19 protein-coding genes and 1 tRNA gene are annotated in these 18,081 nt (G+C 61.1%); 8 read left to right on the top strand and 12 right to left on the bottom strand.

Translation table 11 applies throughout. From position 1 onward, the window contains the following. Nucleotides 1-74 precede the first annotated feature (74 nt). The 10 genes from LJ738_RS11940 to LJ738_RS11895 form a co-directional block, all read right to left on the bottom strand. Entirely contained in the window at nucleotides 75-1,196 is a 1,122-nt protein-coding gene (locus tag LJ738_RS11940; RefSeq protein WP_227786539.1) for a site-specific integrase, read from the bottom strand. A gap of 154 nt (nucleotides 1,197-1,350) precedes the next feature. Further along, nucleotides 1,351-1,424: transfer RNA gene (locus tag LJ738_RS11935), tRNA-Asn, on the bottom strand. A 110-nt stretch (nucleotides 1,425-1,534) separates the two neighbouring features. Beyond that, on the bottom strand, nucleotides 1,535-2,008 hold the full coding sequence (locus LJ738_RS11930; protein WP_227786538.1) for a Rieske (2Fe-2S) protein: 474 nt from the start codon (nucleotides 2,006-2,008) through the stop codon (nucleotides 1,535-1,537). Between the two features lie 10 nt (nucleotides 2,009-2,018). Continuing rightward, nucleotides 2,019-2,870 (bottom strand): 3-hydroxyacyl-CoA dehydrogenase NAD-binding domain-containing protein, encoded by an 852-nt coding sequence (locus tag LJ738_RS11925; protein WP_227786537.1) that lies wholly within the window; start codon nucleotides 2,868-2,870, stop codon nucleotides 2,019-2,021. Between the two features lie 79 nt (nucleotides 2,871-2,949). Continuing rightward, nucleotides 2,950-3,921 (bottom strand): signal recognition particle-docking protein FtsY, encoded by a 972-nt coding sequence (gene ftsY / locus LJ738_RS11920; protein WP_227786540.1) that lies wholly within the window; start codon nucleotides 3,919-3,921, stop codon nucleotides 2,950-2,952. Nucleotides 3,922-4,097: 176 nt separating this feature from the next. Continuing rightward, complete coding sequence (locus LJ738_RS11915; protein ID WP_071885836.1) at nucleotides 4,098-4,262, bottom strand: DUF4295 domain-containing protein; 165 nt, start codon at nucleotides 4,260-4,262, stop codon at nucleotides 4,098-4,100. Nucleotides 4,263-4,270: 8 nt separating this feature from the next. Then, nucleotides 4,271-4,453, bottom strand: coding sequence for a 50S ribosomal protein L33 (gene rpmG / locus LJ738_RS11910; protein ID WP_046245291.1), 183 nt, complete (start codon nucleotides 4,451-4,453; stop codon nucleotides 4,271-4,273). A 380-nt stretch (nucleotides 4,454-4,833) separates the two neighbouring features. Beyond that, the gene (locus LJ738_RS11905; protein ID WP_227786536.1) at nucleotides 4,834-6,510 is read right to left on the bottom strand and encodes an aminopeptidase P N-terminal domain-containing protein; all 1,677 of its coding nucleotides are present in this window, start codon (nucleotides 6,508-6,510) and stop codon (nucleotides 4,834-4,836) included. A 230-nt stretch (nucleotides 6,511-6,740) separates the two neighbouring features. Continuing rightward, nucleotides 6,741-6,980, bottom strand: coding sequence for a 50S ribosomal protein L28 (rpmB, locus tag LJ738_RS11900; RefSeq protein ID WP_044003635.1), 240 nt, complete (start codon nucleotides 6,978-6,980; stop codon nucleotides 6,741-6,743). A gap of 85 nt (nucleotides 6,981-7,065) precedes the next feature. Next, on the bottom strand, nucleotides 7,066-7,248 hold the full coding sequence (locus LJ738_RS11895; protein WP_227786535.1) for a C1orf53 family protein: 183 nt from the start codon (nucleotides 7,246-7,248) through the stop codon (nucleotides 7,066-7,068). 205 nt (nucleotides 7,249-7,453) lie between these two features. Here LJ738_RS11895 and rocD point away from each other — a divergent pair, with 205 nt between their 5' ends. From rocD to LJ738_RS11875, 4 genes are all read left to right on the top strand, one after another. Further along, the gene (gene rocD, locus LJ738_RS11890; protein WP_227786534.1) at nucleotides 7,454-8,704 is read left to right on the top strand and encodes an ornithine--oxo-acid transaminase; all 1,251 of its coding nucleotides are present in this window, start codon (nucleotides 7,454-7,456) and stop codon (nucleotides 8,702-8,704) included. Between the two features lie 88 nt (nucleotides 8,705-8,792). Then, on the top strand, nucleotides 8,793-9,935 hold the full coding sequence (locus tag LJ738_RS11885) for an NAD(P)/FAD-dependent oxidoreductase (RefSeq protein WP_227786533.1): 1,143 nt from the start codon (nucleotides 8,793-8,795) through the stop codon (nucleotides 9,933-9,935). 76 nt (nucleotides 9,936-10,011) lie between these two features. Beyond that, nucleotides 10,012-10,998, top strand: coding sequence for a porphobilinogen synthase (hemB, locus tag LJ738_RS11880; protein ID WP_227786532.1), 987 nt, complete (start codon nucleotides 10,012-10,014; stop codon nucleotides 10,996-10,998). Between the two features lie 13 nt (nucleotides 10,999-11,011). Further along, a complete protein-coding gene (locus tag LJ738_RS11875) occupies nucleotides 11,012-11,518 on the top strand; it encodes a GNAT family N-acetyltransferase (RefSeq protein WP_227786531.1) in 507 nt (168 codons plus the stop codon). Nucleotides 11,519-11,658: 140 nt separating this feature from the next. Here LJ738_RS11875 and LJ738_RS11870 read toward each other — a convergent pair whose 3' ends face one another. Continuing rightward, nucleotides 11,659-12,999 carry an APC family permease gene (locus tag LJ738_RS11870; RefSeq protein WP_227786530.1) on the bottom strand — a complete coding sequence of 447 codons (1,341 nt, stop codon included), beginning with the start codon at nucleotides 12,997-12,999 and terminating at the stop codon, nucleotides 11,659-11,661. 122 nt (nucleotides 13,000-13,121) lie between these two features. Between LJ738_RS11870 and LJ738_RS11865 the strand changes: the two genes are divergently transcribed. The 4 genes from LJ738_RS11865 to LJ738_RS11850 all read left to right on the top strand — a co-directional run bounded on the left by LJ738_RS11865 (nucleotide 13,122) and on the right by LJ738_RS11850 (nucleotide 16,864). Continuing rightward, the gene (locus LJ738_RS11865; RefSeq protein ID WP_227786529.1) at nucleotides 13,122-14,069 is read left to right on the top strand and encodes a cation diffusion facilitator family transporter; all 948 of its coding nucleotides are present in this window, start codon (nucleotides 13,122-13,124) and stop codon (nucleotides 14,067-14,069) included. Between the two features lie 29 nt (nucleotides 14,070-14,098). Then, nucleotides 14,099-15,049, top strand: a complete 951-nt coding sequence (locus LJ738_RS11860) for a cation diffusion facilitator family transporter (RefSeq protein ID WP_227786528.1) — start codon at nucleotides 14,099-14,101, stop codon at nucleotides 15,047-15,049. A gap of 94 nt (nucleotides 15,050-15,143) precedes the next feature. Beyond that, nucleotides 15,144-16,376 carry an amine oxidase gene (locus tag LJ738_RS11855; protein WP_227786527.1) on the top strand — a complete coding sequence of 411 codons (1,233 nt, stop codon included), beginning with the start codon at nucleotides 15,144-15,146 and terminating at the stop codon, nucleotides 16,374-16,376. Further along, a complete protein-coding gene (locus LJ738_RS11850) occupies nucleotides 16,373-16,864 on the top strand; it encodes a methylated-DNA--[protein]-cysteine S-methyltransferase (RefSeq protein ID WP_227786526.1) in 492 nt (163 codons plus the stop codon). Before LJ738_RS11855 ends, LJ738_RS11850 begins: the two co-directional genes overlap by 4 nt. Nucleotides 16,865-17,117: 253 nt before the next feature. Here the strand turns inward: LJ738_RS11850 and LJ738_RS11845 are convergent, their stop codons facing one another. After that, nucleotides 17,118-18,002, bottom strand: coding sequence for an alpha/beta hydrolase (locus LJ738_RS11845; RefSeq protein WP_227786525.1), 885 nt, complete (start codon nucleotides 18,000-18,002; stop codon nucleotides 17,118-17,120). Nucleotides 18,003-18,081: the final 79 nt, after the last annotated feature.

Here is an 18,081-nt window from a genome sequence, read left to right as displayed (position 1 = left end):
GACGCCCCGCTCTTTTTGGCTGTCATAACAGAAGAAATATACGTCCTTCTTCTGTCCGCCTTGCCTAGACCACCTCACACTTTGCCACCCGTAATCAACCGGTCATCCCACTCTCGCGTCAGACCAGCCCCTTGCGCAATATCTTTAATCCAGTCGCACCGTTGCTGCCAGGAGCGGGCCGGGAACTTCCACCCCCATCGCTCACCAATCTTCAAGGCAATGGGTGGGAGGGGCACTGCCGCATCATTGCCCGTCTTGCCCTGCGCGTGGAGCAGCGCAGCCACCTCGTGTCCGTCAGGAAGCTTCAGCATAATTCGTTCACGCTTATCGAATTTTTCCAGGTCCTCGTACCGTCGCCCGCTGAACAGCTGAAACAGCCACCGGTCTCGCTCTTCCGCAAGGTGCTGCGATGTCGGCTGCCAAGTAATCAGCTTACGCACCTCCTCAATCTCCAAATCCAGCTGCGGCGCGTTCTTGGCCGTGTACTGCAGCCACGCCATATCCGCCGGCAGCCCTAGCTGCTCTAAGCACTTGCGAATACCCCCAAAGTGCACCTTGATGGTAGCGTCCGACTTCTGCAGGTCCAGCAGGTGCTGCTGATATTCCTTAGCCACCTTCTGCGTCACTTGGTCAGGCCGGAGGTCAGGCCGCCAGCTTTCCATCATCGTAGCCAGTTGGTCATACTTGCGCAACGAGTCTTTGGCCAGGTTACGATTTTCGCCCTTCCACTCTTCCAGCACTTGCCGGAAGGTGAGGTTCATGGCTACCGGAGCCACTGCCATGGTCGGAGCCACCGGGAACAGCTCTGCTAGCAGCACTGCCTTGCTTACCTTTTGAAAAGGGGCCTTTTCAAATAGGTGGTTGAAGGTATCGGTCACGTCCTTCTCCAACCCCGCTAGCCGGGCATTGATGTTGGTGGCCGTGTCCGGGTGCGTCGGCACGCCTGCTTCTTCCTCCTTCGGCGTCAGACGCCGCCCGCTCAAAGCGCGCTGGCTCTTCAAGTCCCACAAGCATTCCACCTCGCTGCCCTTGCCTGGCCGTTCCGGCAACACGATTTCCCCGCTATCTACCTGCAATTCCTCGCCGTGCCACCTAGCAGTGAGCCGAACCGGGCAGCACCCTTCCCGATTTTTGGCCGTCAGCCGCAAGTAAAACTTGACACTTATGGTCTTCTTGTAAGCGGTTGGGCGTATCATCGGCTTAGGTTATGTCCCGGTTTGTGTCCCGGTCTCTGTCCCGGTTCATACCGAAAGTTAACCGGCGACGGCCGGACTACCAAACCCAAATGTGCCCTGAATGGCTTAAAAACAAAGAAGCCCACCGGTTATCGGCAGGCTTCTTGTGTTGTAGCGCTCCCTCCTGGGCTCGAACCAGGGACCCTCTGATTAACAGTCAGATGCTCTAACCGGCTGAGCTAAGGAAGCAATTTCTTGCCCGAAACCCGGTTGTTGTTGTTTCGGACTGCAAACTTACGACCTTCTCTAAAAAAGCACAAGCTGAAATCAGTTTTTTTTCTAAAAAGTTACGCGCCGGCTTAGTTTGTGATGTTGAGCAAGGTGCCCTGCAAGCTCGTACTGTATTGTTTTAGAGGCCTTGGCGCGGGTCCGCCCGTTATTTGGCCGCGCAAATCGAATTGCGAATTGCAGCAGGAATCGCGCATAAAAAGCCGCGAGTTGCGGTCCAGGCTCACCAGCGCGCAGGCATCATAGGGCCGGTATGGGCAGTTGCGCTCGAAAGCCAAGTAGGTGCCCGCGCTTTGCCGAACCACAATTACGCCTTTCACCCCACCGTCACCAGCGGGCCCTTTCACCGGCAAAGTCACCGCGCCGTTATCGTAGCGTAGCGCGGTGTAGGCCTGGTTCGTGATGTTGATGCTGAGGTTCACTGGCGCGTACGGTATCAGCGGCTGGTCATCCACTTTGTCGCCGCAGGCTGCCACAAACAGCAACGAGCACAGAGGCATGAACCGGGAAATACGGCGCAGCAAGGCTTCAGCGGAATTGCTCATTGCAGACAGTTTAATGGTAATCGTAAAACCCCCGGCCCGTTTTGCGGCCGTGGTGCCCGGCATCTACTTTCTGCTGCTGGATGCGGCTGGGCCGGAACTTGGCATCCTGGTAAAACGAGGCATACATAGCGCTGGTCACCGAGAAGTTGGTATCAACCCCAATCAGGTCCATCAACCGGAAAGGGCCCATTTTGAATCCACTGGCTTCCAGCAATTCATCCACTACCTGGAAAGAGGCCACGTTCTCCTCCACAATCTTCAGGCTCTCCACATAGTAATGACGGGCCACGCGGTTCACAATAAAGCCGGGGGCATCGGCGGCGCGCACGGGCGTTTTACCCAGGCGCCGGGCCAGGGCTTCCACAGCATCGGCCACGGCCGGAGCGGTGGCCACGCCGCTTATTACCTCCACCAGCGGCATCAGCGGCGCCGGGTTGAAGAAGTGCATGCCCACCACCCGCTCCGGGTGCGGCACTGGTGCGGCCAGCTGCGTGATGGGCAACGACGAGGTATTGGAAGCCAGAATGGTGTCCGGACCGTTGAGCACGGCCAATTCCCGGAACAGCTGGTGTTTTACGTCGAGCCGTTCCACCACAGCCTCAATCACGAGGTCGGCCTGGGCCAGTCCCATGTCGGTGGCCACGGTGAGGCGGGCCAGGGCGGCGTTACGGTCTTCGGCGGTGAGCTTGTTTTTCTCCACCAGTTTGCCCAGGCCGGCGGCAATGGCCGTCTGGGCTTTCTCCAGGGCAGTGGGGCTGAGGTCGAATAAAACGGTGGGTAGGCCGTGCTGAATACCGAGCTGCGCAATGCCCAGCCCCATGGTGCCGGCCCCCACCACGGCGAGCGTTTGAATGTCCTTCATGCTGCGAAGGTAAACGGCCCGCACCGCCAAGTATTGCTTGGCAGCGCAGGCCGCTGGTTGGTTGGGCTAAGCCGGGCGCCTATTTCTTAAATAACGAGTTGACAAACGTGTGCCGGTCAAACAGCTGCAAATCGGTCATCTTCTCCCCCACCCCGATGTAGCGCACCGGAATGCTGAACTGGTCGGAAATGCCGATAACCACGCCGCCGCGGGCCGTGCCGTCGAGCTTGGTGATGGCCAGGGCCGTGACTTCGGTGGCTTTGGTGAATTCCTTGGCTTGCAGGAAGGCGTTCTGGCCAGTGCTGCCGTCGAGCACCAGCAGAACCTCGTGCGGCGCATCCGGAATCACCTTCTGCATCACACGCTTGATTTTGCTCAATTCGTTCATCAGGTTCACCTTGTTGTGCAGGCGGCCGGCCGTGTCAATAATGACCACATCGGCCCCCATCTCCACGCCTTTCTGCACGGCGTCGTAGGCCACGGAAGCCGGGTCGGTGTTCATGCCGTGGCTTACCACAGGCACGCCCACGCGCTGCCCCCAAATGATGAGTTGGTCCACGGCGGCGGCCCGGAAGGTGTCCGCCGCACCCAGTACTACCTTCTTGCCAGCGGAATGAAAGCGGTGGGCCAGCTTGCCGATGGTGGTGGTTTTGCCCACCCCGTTCACGCCCACTACCATGATGACGTAAGGCTGCCCGGTGGTGCCGGCACTGTCCAGCAGGGCCGAGGAGCCGGAATTATTGTCTTCCAGCAAGCCAGCAATTTCCTCGCGCAGGATGCGGTCCAGCTCGCCGGTGCTCACGTACTTGTCGCGGGCCACGCGGGCTTCGATGCGGTCAATGACTTTGACCGTGGTTTCGATGCCCACGTCGGCGTGCACGAGCAGGCCTTCCAAGTCGTCGAGCACGGCTTCGTCCACGGTGCTTTTGCCCACCACGGCCTTGCTCAGCTGCTCAAAGAAATTGGCTTTGGTCTTTTCCAGGCCTGCATCAAGCGAGGCTTGCTGGACGGTGCTTTCCTTGTCTTTCTTAAAAAAATCGAAGAGGCCCATAAGTGGGAGCGCAAAGCCAGAGCCCTGCGTATCGGTGAACGATTGGTGGTAATAAATGCTAACAGCAATGCCGCAGCGCGAGCCCAGGCCAGCGGGTTGCGCTACAGCATACGGCAAACACGAAAAAAGTCCCACGAAGGTGGGACTTTTTCAGCGTTAACTACAGCGCCAGTGGCTTACTTGTTGCCGGTGGCCAAGTACTCTTGTACTTTGTCGAGGAGCACCATTTCCTCGCGGAAGGTGTAAGCACCGGTTTTCTCCGATTTCACGGCACGAATAACCTTTGCCCAGTTCTTGGCATTCTCTGTGCTTTTCAGAGTTGCTACTACTTTCTTAGCCATTGTTCAGGTTATTTAATTTCCTTGTGAACAGTCATTTTCTTGAGGATGGGGTTGAATTTCTTCAACTCGATGCGCTCAGGGGTGTTTTTGCGGTTCTTGGTGGTGATGTAGCGCGAGGTGCCCGGCATCCCCGAGTTTTTATGCTCGGTGCATTCCATGATAACCTGCACCCGGTTTCCTTTCTTGGCCATCTCGACGGGGGTGTGTTTTTAAATTTAGGACTGCAAAGGTACGGGTCTTTTTGGAAACGACAAAGGAAAAGTAACGTCAACTTTCAGTTGGCGAAGTAGAAGCGGAATTTCATCAGTTAAAGCGAATGAAAGCGAACGTCATGCTGAGCTTGTCGAAGCATCTCGCCCGGGGTATTGGCTCAATCGTCTGTCATGCTGAGCTTGCGAAGCATCTTATCAGAGTCGAACGAGTCGTCTAGCCGTGATAAGATGCTTCCTTCGTCAGCATGACAGACGATTATTGACAGGCGATTGAATTAGTACTGAGGTAAAGAAACTTGGCTACGCCGACCTTCGGTTCGCTGCGCTCTGCATGACCACCTTTTAGCCCCAATCACCAGCTACTTCAGCTCCGGCAGCTTCCAGCCTTCCAAGGCGCTGGGCTCGGCCATGAGTTTCTCGATATCGGCTACGGTGCGCGGAGCCTCGGCCGAGAGGTTCTCGTAGCCAGTGGCTGTAATCAGGGCATCGTCTTCGATGCGCACACCGATATTCCACCATTTGGGGTCGCAGGGCGAACCCGCCGGGATGTAGATACCGGGTTCCACCGTGATGACGTTGCCGGCCCGCAGCGGGCCGTAGGTGCCGCGGTCGTGCACGTCGAGGCCCAGGTAGTGGCTTGCACCGTGGGGATAGTATCGGCGAAATTCTTCCTTCTTTTTGATGATGCCGAGCTTGAGAAGGCCATTGGCCACTACATCTTGGGTGGCTTTGTTGGGCGCATTAAACTCGGCACCGGGGCGGCAGGCCGCAAAGCCGGCCTCCTGCGCGGCCAGCACCAGTTCGTAAATCTGCCGCTGGGTTGGGCTGAACTTACCACTGGGCGGGGCCGTGCGGGTCACGTCGGCGGAATAGCCATGGTATTCGGCCCCACAGTCCATCAGCACCAAGTCGTTGTCGAGGCGCTGGCGGTCATTGGTTTCGTAGTGCAGAATGCAGCCATTGGCCCCACCGCCCACAATACTGGGGTAGCCCTGAAACTCGGCGCCGTAGCGGCGGTACACGTACTCGTGCAGGCCCTGTACGTCCATTTCGCCCATGTCGGGGCGTAGCAGCTTCATCACCTCGCGCTGGCCCTGGGCGCTGATGCGGATGGCGCGGCGCAGCAAGGCCAGCTCGTCATCGGTTTTCACAGCCCGCAGCTCGTCCAGTTGCTCGCCTAGCGTGACGCCGTCGTAGCGGCTGGTGGCATTCGGGTTGATGGCACGCTGGCGCTCAGCATCGGTAGTGGCCGCCAGATAGGCTTTCACCGACGGCTCGTTGGCCATGGCCGGGCGTTCCTGCACCAAGGTGGTGAGGTAGGCCTTCATTTCTTTGGGGTTGCTGGCACCGTAGCGCTTCAGCAGCTTCGCTACCACCGTGCGGGTGGGGTCATAGTCGGCCGGCAGGGCGGTTTGCTGGCGGAAAGTGGCCACCAGGCTGGCCAGGTCGGCAGGCGCTTTGGCGTCGTCGCGGGCATCGGTGGGCAGGTCCGTGAACAGAATCTGGTCGAAATCAGCCCAAGCGATACCGGCCTTGGCAAATTCCTTGTTGTCGGCGGCAAATTGCACGCCCAGTTGGCCTTCGGCCCCGGCGGCTCCCAGTCGGCGGCCGGTCCACTGCTCGCGGGCTGGGTCGCGGGGCTGGGTAAACAGCGCCTCCGTGATGCCCGGCTGCCCGCCTACGGTGCGCGGCTCCTTGAACAGCAGCAGCACCGCATCGGGCTCTTCGTAGCCGGTGAGGTAGTGGAAGTCGGGGTTTTGGTGGTACACGTAGTCCACGTCGTTGGCCCGGTTGCGGACGGGCGCAGCAAACACCACGGCCACGCCGTGCGGCGGCAGTTGGGCGCGCACCAGTTCCCGCCGCTGCTTGTGGAAAGCGGGCGACAGAAAATCGGTGGGCCGGGCCGGTGACGGGGCCGCGCTCAGCGGCTCAGGAATGGACGTTGGTTTTTGAGCGGCCGCCGCGAAGGCCGCCAAGGCCAGCCAGCCGCTTAAAACCATTTTGGCACTACGCCGCCAGTGCGATGCTAAAAGCAAACAAACAAAGAATGGGAGCAGCATAGAAGACCGAAAGGGTGAAAAGACTGGCACTAAATGGCAAGGCACTGCCAATAGACAAAGCCAGCGCCGATACAGTTGCCGCAAGGGCAAGCGTATCGGCGCTGGCTTTGTCTAGTATCAGGTAAATAGTATTCAGTAGAAAGGCTCGCAGCGGCTATACCGGCTGCTCTACTTCTTACTGGCTACTAAGCACTTGCTACCGCAGTCTAGTAAACGATGAAGCCCTGCTCCTTGGCCTTCTTCAATACCGACATAATGCCGTTCTTGTTGATGGTGCGGATGGTGGACGTAGCTACTTTCAAAGTAACCCAAGCGTCTTGCTCGGGGATGTAGAAGCGCTTTTTCTGCAGGTTCGGATAGAACTTGCGCTTGGTCTTGTTGTTAGCGTGCGAAACGTTGTTACCAACGCGGGTACGCTTGCCGGTCAAATCACAAACACGGGCCATGATATCGGTGGGTTAAGAATTACTAAAGCAGGGAAACGGGCCGCAAATATCGGCAAAAGTCTGGCATTCACCAAGCACCCTACGCTTATTTCTGGTCGGATGCGCCCTGAGAGCCTGCTTTGGCCCGAAATTTCCAGGGGCAGTGCCGGCAGCCGCTCTGGCAACAGCTGCCCCGGCGCCGGTGGTACTGCTCAGTGAAGACGAGGTAGCCCTCGGGCGTGTAGTAAAAATCGCCGGGCTGAAGCGGCTGGGGAACGGGGGCAGGCATGGGGCACCAAAGTTACGGCGGCCTGCGCCGGAAGCAGCCTCGGCGCTACCTTGAGGCGGTCATTTCCAGGGCCGCAACCAATCCGGGCCGGCTACTGAGCACCCAGCGCCAGCTCAATCGGCCGCTGACTCACGAGGCAATAGTTCGACTCCCTGAGCTGAAAAAACGTATTTTCGTGCGCTCACTTAACCCTCCCACCCGCCTTATGCAAACCTCCTCCCCTACCGCCACCAGCAGCCGCGCCGAGCAGCTGATGCAGCTCGAAGACCAGTACGGCGCGCACAACTACCACCCGCTGCCCGTGGTGCTGAACCGCGGCGAAGGCGTGCACCTGTGGGACGTGGACGGCAAGCATTACTACGATTTCCTGTCGGCCTACTCGGCCGTGAACCAGGGCCACTGCCACCCGCGCATCATTGAGGCGCTCACGCGGCAGGCCCAGCAGCTCACGCTCACGTCGCGGGCTTTCTTCAACGACCAGCTGGGCGCGGCCGAAAAGCAGCTCTGCGAGCTGTTTGGCTACAACAAAGCTCTGCTGATGAACTCCGGCGCCGAGGCCGTGGAAACCGCGCTCAAGCTGGCCCGCAAGTGGGGCTACCAGGAGAAGGGCATTGCCCCCAACCAGGCCCGCATCATCGTGGCCGAGCACAACTTCCACGGGCGCACCACCGGCATTATTTCCTTCAGCACCGACCCCGACAGTACCGGCGGCTTCGGGCCCTACATGCCTGGCTACCAGGTGGTGCCCTACGACGATTTGGTGGCGCTGGAAGAAGCCGTGAAAGAGCCGCACGTGTGTGCCTTTTTGGTGGAGCCCATTCAGGGCGAAGCGGGCGTGATGGTGCCCTCGGCCGGCTATCTGGCTCAGGCCGCGGCCATCTGCCGGGCGCACAACGTGCTCTTTATTGCCGATGAGATTCAAACCGGATTGGGCCGCACCGGGCGCTTACTGGCCTGCGACTACGAAGACGTGCACGCCGATATCCTGATTCTGGGCAAGGCCCTGAGCGGCGGCGTGCTGCCGGTATCAGCGGTGCTGGCCAACGACGTCATCATGCTCACCATTCAGCCGGGGCAGCACGGCTCCACGTTTGGGGGCAACCCCCTGGCGTGCGCGGTAATGCGGGCGGCGCTCGACGTGCTGGTGGATGAAGGCCTGACCCAAAATGCCGCCGCGCTGGGCGAGATTTTCCGCGAGCGGATGCGCCAAGTGCAGTCCAAGCGCCCCGAAGTGGTGGAGCTGGTGCGCGGCAAAGGCCTGCTCAACGCCGTGGTAATCCGGCCACACGCCGACGGCCGCACCGCCTGGGACGTGTGCGTGACCCTGATGGAGCGCGGCGTACTGGCCAAGCCCACGCACGGCGACATCATCCGCTTTGCCCCACCGCTGGTGATAACGGCCGAGCAGCTGCACGAGGCCTGCGATATAATTGAGCAGGTGATTCTGGCCTTCTGAGCGCAAAGTCCCGCAAAGTTTTAACGTTACGTCTCGCGAAGTTTGTCGGAATTGAAACTCGCCTTGGCGAAACTTAATATTTAAAACTTTGCGGGACTTCGCGCTATCGTATTGGGAACACCAGTCCTTCTTCGGCCCGGCTGAGGTAGCGATTATCGGCGCGGGGCTGGTGGGGCTAACGGCCGCTTTGTACCTGAAACAGCGCCGGCCCAACTGGCGCGTGGTGGTGCTGGAGCGCGGCTCCCTGCCCAGCGGGGCCTCTACCAAGAATGCGGGCTTCGCTTGTTTTGGCTCAATTTCTGAACTTATTGAGCAGGAAAAGCGCGGCGATTTGCAGGCGGTGGTGGCCGCGCGGTATACCGGCCTGGCGCGCCTGCGCGAATTGCTGGGCGACGCCGAGTTGAGCTACCTGCCCGTGGGAGGCTACGAGCTGTTCCGCCTCGAAGAAGCGGCCCTGGCGGCGGAATGCCTAGCGAAAACCGACTACTTTAATGAACTGCTGGCGCCAGTGGTGGGGCACGCCCGCACCTTCCGCGACGCCAGCGACAAGGCCAGCCGATTTGGCTTTCGGGGGGTGGACACGCTACTCAAGAACGAGTGCGAAGGTAGCCTCGATGCGGGCCGCATGATGCGCGCCCTGCTGGCCCGCGCCTGGGCCGCCGATGTGCCCGTGCTCACGAATTGCGCGGTGGAGGCCATCGAAACATCGGCGAGCGGGCAGGTGTTGGTGCGCCTTGGCAATGGCGCCTCCATATCCGCAGACCAGGCCTTAGTAGCCACCAATGCCTTTGTCTCGGAGCTGCTGCCGGACATGGCCGTGGTGCCCGGTCGCGGGCAGGTGCTGGTGACCGAGCCGCTGCCCAATGTGGCCTTGCCGGGCACTTTTCATTACGACCACGGCTATGCGTACTTCCGCCAGCTGCCCGACCACCGGGTACTGCTGGGCGGGGGCCGCAACCTGAATTTTGCTACCGAGGAAACCACCGCGCCGGGCCTCACCGAGCAGGTGCAAGGCTACCTGGAAAACCTGCTGCACGACGTCATTGTGCCGGGCCAGCGGCCCCGAATTGACTACCGGTGGAGCGGGGTAATGGGCTTCGGGCCCGCGCTGGCTCCTATTCTGGACTGGGTGCGGCCGGGCGTGCTGGCCGCCGTGCGCTGCAACGGCATGGGCGTGGCGATGGGGGCGGGCACGGGCTGGCAGGCCGCCGAAAAGCTAGCCAATATCTGAGCCAACCGCGACCTTTGTCGGGCTTTATTTGTTTAGCCCGAATATTGGCTTCTATTCACTTCGTTTCCAACAAAGAATGCTCCCTACCCACCGCCCTCGCCGCAACCGTAAATCCGAAGTTATCCGGGATATGGTGCAGGAAACCCGCCTCACCACCCACGATTTTATATTTCCCCTCTTTCTCATCGAAGGCCAGAACCAGAAGCTGGAAGTGAAGTCCATGCCGGGCATTTACCGCTTCACGGCCGATAGAATCGTGGAGGAAGTGGGCCAATGCGTGGAGCTGGGCATCCGAACCTTTGCGCCATTTCCGAGCATCAACGACAGCCTGAAAGACCGGCTGGCCAAGGAGTCGGCCAATCCCGAAGGCCTGTACCTGAAAGCGGTGGCCGACCTCAAGCGGCAGTTCCCCGGCATCGTCATTATGACCGATGTGGCGATGGACCCTTACAGCAGCGACGGCCACGATGGTGTGGTGGACGCCGAATCCGGCGAAATCCTCAACGACGCCACCCTGGAAGTACTCGGCCAGATGGCCCTGGCCCAGGCCCGTGCCGGTGCCGACATCATCGGGCCCAGCGACATGATGGACGGCCGCGTGGCCTGGATTCGGCGGGTGCTCGACGAGAATGCCTTCCAGCACGTGAGTATCATGAGCTACACGGCCAAGTACGCGTCGGCCTTCTACGGCCCCTTCCGCGACGCGCTGGATTCGGCTCCCAAGAAAGGCGACAAGAAAAGCTACCAGATGAACCCCGCCAACAAGCGCGAGGCCCTACGCGAACTGGCCCTCGACGAAGCCGAAGGTGCCGACATGGTAATGATAAAGCCCGCCCTGAGCTACCTCGACGTGATTCATGCCGTGAAGGAAAATACCCACCTGCCCGTGACAGCCTACAACGTGAGCGGCGAGTACGCCATGGTGAAGGCCGCCGCTCAAAACGGCTGGCTCGACGGCGAGAAAACCATGATGGAAGTCCTCACCAGCATCAAGCGCGCCGGTGCCGATGCCATTCTGACCTACTTCGCCAAGGAAGCCGCCGCCGTGCTGCGCCGCGGTTAAGCTCCTCTTTCCCATGCTCGTAACCCGCCGCGCTGCGCTGGCCGATGTGCCGGCTATTCTCGCCCTCATCCGGCGGGTGGTGCCGCTGATGAACGCCAACGGCAACTTTCAATGGTCGGCCGACTACCCCAACGAGGCCGTTTTCACCGAGGACGTCAGGCGAAACCACCTCTGGGTGGCGGAGCTTGACGGCGCGGTGGCCGGGGTAGCCGCCCTCACCATGGACCAAGACGAGGAATACGCCCAGGCCGACTGGGACGCGGCCGAACCCGCTTTGGTCACGCACCGCCTGGCGGTAGACCCCGCGGCCCAGGGCCGGGGCGTAGCACTGGCCCTGATGGAGCAAGCCGAAAAGCAGGCCGTGGCGCAGGGCCTGCGCACGTTGCGCGTGGATACCAACTCGGAAAATGCGGCCACGCAACGGCTATTCCCGAAGTTGGGCTACAGGTTTGCGGGTGAAATCACGCTTGGGTTCCGGCCGGGGCTGCGGTTCTTCTGCTACGAGAAGCGGTTGGGCTAAACTGCCAGTCACCTACTGCCAGACTCTAAAACGGCTGTCATGCTGAGCAGCGCGAAGCATCTTCTCACCGCCGAACAATGCGTTCTAGCGTGAGAGGATGCTTCGCTCGGCTCAGCATGACAGACATTTTTATTTGCTCGTTACCGTTCAAATGGCCAGCGGCCCAGCCGGCGGCTCCAGAGCATAAACACGCCCACGCCCAGCACAATTACCGTGAGGCCGGAAAGCATAAACTTCGGCCCGGTGCTCCAGAACACCAGCAGCCACACCGCAATGGCAATGAGCACGGGCAGCGGATACAGCGGCATTTTGAACGGCAGCGCCGCTGTGCCGCGCCGGCGCCGGAGCAGCATCAGCCCCACGGCCTGCCCCACAAACTGCACCAGGATGCGCATAGCCAGAATGGCCGTAATGACCTCGCCTAGCCGGAACAGCAGGCTAAACACAAAACCCACGCCGCCGAGAATCAGCAGCGACACGTAGGGAAACTGCTTGGTGGGGTGCAGCTTGGCGAAGATGGGCAGAAACTCGCCATCGGCGGCGGCGGCATAGGGAATGCGTGAGTAGCCCAACAGCACCGCAAATAGCGACGCAAACGCTACCAGCAGCACAAGCGCCGTGGCTGCTTGGGCCGCACCCGCGCCGTAAATCTTGGCCACGAAGGTGCTCACAATGAACTCCGACTTGCTGGCTTCCTGCCAGGGAATGACCGTGCCCACGCTCCAGTTGAGCAGCAGGTACAGGGCCATGATGCCCAGAATGCTGAGGAAGATGCTGCGCGGAATCACGCGCTGTGGGTTCACGATTTCGCCGCCCAGGTGGCACACGTTGTAGTAGCCCAGGTAGGAGTAAATGGTTTTGATGGCCGCCTGGCCCATGGCCGCCGACAGCAGCACGCCTGGCAGGGCGCTGAACCCGCCTTCCGGCAGCCAGGCCACTGGGTGGTTGGGGTGGGTGAGGCCGCCAAAAATCAGCCAGCCCATCAGCCCCAGCACGCCCACCCAGAGCATCACCCCCAGCTTGCCAATGTCCTCAATGCGCCGATAGAGCAGCACGATAAGCAGCAGTACCACCGCGCCCGATACCAGCTTGGGCTGCCACCACTCGGTGAGCGGCACGAGGTAGCCGAAGTATTGGGCAAAGCCGATGGCGCCCGAAGCCAGCACCAGCGGGGCCTGCACCAGCGTTTGCCACACGTAGAGAAACGACATCAGCCGGCCCCACTTCTGCTCGCCGTAGGCCAGCTTGAGGAAGCGGTAGGAGCCGCCGGCTTCGGGGTGGGCAGCGCCCAGCTCGCTCCAGATAAGTCCATCGATGAGCGCCAACCCCGCCCCCACCAGCCAGGCCAGCAGGAAATTGGGCCCCATAAACCCCATGACGAGCGGCAGCGTGACAAACGGGCCGATACCGACCATGTCAATCATATTGAGCGCAGTAGCCTGGACGAGGCCTAAGCGGCGCTGTAGAGTAGGTTGGGACATGGGGCGAAAGTAGTGCCGGGCTTGTCATTGCCAAGGCGCAATGGCGGCTGTGGTTAGCTCAACCGCGCCCCGGCCGCCTGGTTTCGGCCAACACCGGCCGCGCTTGCTGCGTAAGGCTAGGCATGAGCTCAGCCGCGTCCTCCTCCAAATTTGCCATTTACGGAGCCATCGGGGCCAATATTGCCATTGCCGTCAGCAAGTTTGTGGCGGCGTACTTCACGGGCTCGTCGGCTATGCTCTCCGAGGGCATTCACTCGCTGGTGGACAGTGGCAACGGGTTTCTCATCCTGCTTGGGGTGCACCAGAGCGGCAAGGCGCCCGACCGGCGCCATCCGTTCGGGCGCAGCAAAGAGCTGTATTTCTGGGCGCTTATTGTGGCCGTTCTGGTATTCTCGGTGGGCGGCGGCATGTCGTTCTACGAAGGTATCGAGCACCTCAAGCACCCGGCGCCCCTATCCGACCCTACCTGGAACTACTGGGTGCTGGGCATCTCGCTGGTGTTCGAGGGCATTTCCTGCTTTCTGGCTTTCAAAGCCTTCAATGCCGACCGCGGCGACGAAGGCTTCTGGCAAACCCTGCGCCGCAGCAAAGACCCGGCGGTGTTTGCCATTCTCCTCGAAGACTTGGCTGCTTTGGTTGGGCTGGTCATCGCCCTGGCCGGTGTGTACCTGGGTCACCTGCTGGGCAATCCCTACTTCGATGGCGTAGCTTCCATAGGTATTGGCACGCTGCTGGTGGGCGTGGCCATGTTCCTCATTTACAAAACCAAGGCCCTGCTGGTGGGCATCGGGGCCGACGACGAAACCCTGCTGGACCTCGAGCGCATTGTGCACGCCCAGCCCGCGGTGCAGCACATGCGGGTGCCGCTCACCATGTACCTTGGGCCAGCCGATGTTATCCTGGCCCTGGACATCGAATTTGAAAACCGCCTGACGGCCGATGAAGTGGAGCACGCCGTGCATGCCCTGCAAAACGCCATCCGGGCCGAGCACCCGGAGTTCAAACGCATTTTTATCGAAGCCAAAGCCATTGGCGAGAAGGAGCGTGTGGGCAGCGCAACCCTGGATTAACCCCGCCCAATTATCTACGAACCTGCTTTATGGCTTCCGCTAACGCTTCTAAAATCTCCCTCTACGGCGGCATCGCTGCCAACGTCGCCATTGCCGTCAGCAAGTTTGTGGCGGCCTATTTCACGGGCTCATCGGCCATGCTTTCGGAGGGCATTCACTCGCTGGTAGATACCGGCAACAGCGGCCTGCTGCTCTACGGCGTAAACCGCAGCCAGCGCCCGCCCGATGCCGAGCACCCGTTTGGGCACAGCAAGGAGCTGTATTTCTGGGGCTTGATTGTGGCGGTGCTCATCTTTGCCATCGGCGGCGGCATGTCGTTCTACGAGGGCATCAAGCACATCCAAGACCCGGTGCCGCTCGAAGACGCCAAGTGGAACTACATCGTGCTGGGCGTTTCGCTGCTCTTCGAAGGCGTGGCCATGTATTTGTCGGTGAAGGCGCTGCTGGCGCAGTCCGATGCGAACGTGGGCTTCGTGAAGATGCTGCGCACGAGCAAAGACCCGGCGGTTTTCGCCTCCGTGATGGAAAATCTGGCGGCCCTGGTGGGCCTGCTGCTGGCTTTGGTTGGGGTGTTCCTGGGCCATTTGCTCAACAACCCGTACTTCGACGGGGCCGCGTCCGTTGCCATTGGGCTGCTGCTGATGCTCGTGGCCGTGTTTTTGGTGGCCCGCACCAAGGCCCTGCTGGTGGGCACGGGCGTCGATGCCGAGACCCTGGCCAACCTGGAGCGCATTGCCCGCGCCCAGCCTCAGGTGTGCGAGATTCGCTCTCCCCTCACCATGTACCTGGGCCCCAACGACGTGGTGCTGGCCCTCGACGTGGAATTTGCCGACGACCTGAGCTCCGGCCAGGTAGCCAGCGCCGTTGAGATGCTGCAGGACGCCATTCGGGCCGAGCACCCGGAGGTGCAGCGCATTTTTATCGAGGCCAAAAACCTGGCTAATCGCCCGGAAAGCCTCAATAGTGAAGCTCCGCGTTAACCCCAGAGGCCAATTTGGGGTAAAGGAGGGCGCGTGCCGGCCGCAACTTTCGGGTTGCCGCCGGCACGCGCATGTTCCACGCAGCTCCTTTTCTATGGCAATTACTTTTCCCGAAACCAGCCCGTTTCGCTCCTTCTGGTGGGGCGGCTACGAGTGCACCGACCAGCTCAACTGCTTCGGCCACCGCGTCGATTTCCTGCCCCTCACCGGCCATTTGCAGCTCATCGACGAAGATTATGCGGCGCTGGCCCCGTTCCAGGTACGCACCGTGCGCGAGGGCATCCGCTGGGCCCACATCGAGAAAACACCCTACCACTACGATTTTAGCACGGTGAAGCTGATGCTGGAGGCTGGCCAGCGCCACGGCATCCAGCAGGTCTGGGACCTGTGCCACTTCGGCTATCCCGACGACCTCACGCCGCTCCACCCGCTGTTTGCCCGGCGCTTTGCCGCCCTCTGCCGCGCTTTTGTGGATTTCTACCGCTCGCAGCGGCCCGATGATGTGCTCATCGTCACGCCCATCAACGAGGTGAGCTTTATTTCCTGGCTGGGGGGCGACGCCCGCGGTACCTCGCCCTACTGCAACCACCAGGGCTGGGAGGTGAAGTACGGCCTGATGCGCGCCTACATCGAGGGTGTGTACGCCCTGCGCGAGGCCGACCCCAGCATCCGCATTCTTACCACCGAGCCGCTGGTGAACATCGTGCCGCCGCGGTTTGCGTCTTCGCACGAGCGCCGCAAGGCCCGCGAGGCCAACAATAACCAGTTTCAGGCCACCGACATCCTAAGCGGCCGTATGTGCCCCGAGCTGGGCGGCCAGCCCTACCTGCTCGACATTGTGGGCTTTAACTACTACTACGACAACCAGTGGCAGAACGGAACGCCTAACAAATTGGGCTGGAACGATGCCGTGCATGACCCGCGCTGGCGGCCCCTGCGCGACTTGCTGCGCGATGCCTACAAGCGCTACAAGCGCCCCTTCGCCCTCACAGAAACCAGCCACCCTGGCGTCGACCGGCCGCAGTGGCTGCAGATGATAGCTCGGGAGTGCGCCGCCGTGCGCCAGGAGGGCCTGCCGCTGTGGGGCACCTGCCTCTACCCCATCATCGACCGGCCCGACTGGGACCACCTCGAGCAGTGGCACCAATCCGGCCTGTGGGATGCCGACTTGAGCCAGCCCGGCCCCGCCCGCGTGCTGCACCAGCCCACCGCCGACGCCCTGCTCGCCGCCCAGGCCCACGTGAGCGCCGCCCTACCCCTGCGCCGCCGGCAAGGTGCCGATGAGCAGGCGGCACTTGCGCATACGGCCCCTACCTTGCTGTTATGATTGCCACGGCTTACCTCGACTCGCCCCTGGGCTTGATATCCCTCACTGGTACCGAGGCAGGGCTGGGCGCCGTAAGCTTCCACGAAACAGCCGGGCCGGCGGCCACCCCGTTCGGCGCCGTGCCGGCGTGCCTGCAGGAGGGCCACCGCCAACTGCAAGCCTATTTCGGCCGCGAGCTGCGCGATTTCAGCCTCACCTACGCGCCCACGTTTGGCACCGATTTTCAGCGGCAGGTCTGGCAGGCGCTGGTGGGCATCGGCTACGGCCGCACGGCTTCTTACCTCGATGTAGCCAAGCTGCTAAACAACCCCAAATCGGTGCGGGCCGTGGGCGCCGCCAATGGCCAAAACCCGCTGGCCATCGTGTGGCCCTGCCACCGCGTCATCGGGGCTGATGGCAGCCTCACCGGCTACGCCGGCGGCATGCACCGCAAAAAGTGGCTGCTGGATTTTGAGCAGCCGACGCGGCAAATTGGGCTGTTTGGGTGAGGTGGCGGGGGCTGGTTGCCTCTGGCATGCCTTGTGGAATCAACCAGAACGTAATGCAGCGCGCAGCGAAGCACCTCGCTCGCGCCTCTTGTCATGCTGACGCAGGAAGCATCTTCTCACGGCTCAACGATTTGTTCAGCGGCGATAAGATGCTTCGCTGCGCTCTGCATGACAGACGATTGGGGTTAGTATCGCGGCAAAGATGCTACGCTCTGCAGGACGAGCTGGTTGACGCCGCAGGATATTCTAACCCTTATGCCCCTACCATCTTCAGCAGTTCCTGGTAAATAATATTGTGCTGCCAATACAGCTGCAGAACCATGGGAATGTGGTGCTTGCCGGGCAGCACCGTGTATTGGGCTGGCTGCCCAATGACCTTGAGCCGGTCGCGGAAGCGACCCGAACTACCGCTGATGCTCGGGTAGGTTTCGCCGCCAATAAAGAACATGAAAGGTGGCATGCCCTGCTTAATCTTGTAGATGGCCGACTGCTCTTTCCACACCGCAGGGTCTTTGCCGAAGGGCACGAGGTACTGCTGGTCGCCCTCGTACTTCATTTCCTTGAGGTAGCTATACATATCCAGGCCAGCCGGGTCGTCCATGATGGCGCCGCGCACGGGGTTTTGGGGCAAGCCATTGCGGGCGAGCAGGGCATCATCGGTAGCGAGCAAAGCAGCCAAGCCACCACCGGCCGAGTGCCCCATCACGAAGACGCGGGCCGGGTCGCCGCCGTAGTGCCCGATGTTGTTCACGGTCCAGGCCAGGGCGCGGGCGCAGTCGGCAGCCTGCTCGGGCACGTGCACCGTTGGGGCCAGGCGGTAGTTGATAACCACGGCCACCACGCCCTGCTTGGCCAGCCGCCGACCAATGAAGGTGTAAATGTTCTTGCTGCCGCTCGTCCAGCTGCCGCCGTGGATGAACAGCACCACCGGGTAGCCGGCGGTTTTGGCCGCGGCGTCGTTGGGCGAGTACACATCCAGAACGTGCCGCTCCTTATCAAAATCGGGTGCGGAGGCCGGCACGTAGGCCACGTCTTTGGTGCGGTGGCTGGGGCGGGCCACCACGTATTCGGTAGCCAGCACTACCACCACGGCGGCCAGCAGCACGGCCAGGGGCATCAACAAAAAGAAACGACGCATAAAGTCAATGAAACCGGAAAGGGCCGCGGCCAACTGCGGGCGCGGTGGCCCACTTACGCCCTGGCTGCCGCCGCAGTTT

Origin of the sequence: Hymenobacter plasmatis, assembly GCF_020711255.1 — a bacterium.
In the GTDB taxonomy this organism is placed as follows: domain Bacteria; phylum Bacteroidota; class Bacteroidia; order Cytophagales; family Hymenobacteraceae; genus Hymenobacter.
This window is presented reverse-complemented; position numbering and strand designations above follow the sequence as displayed.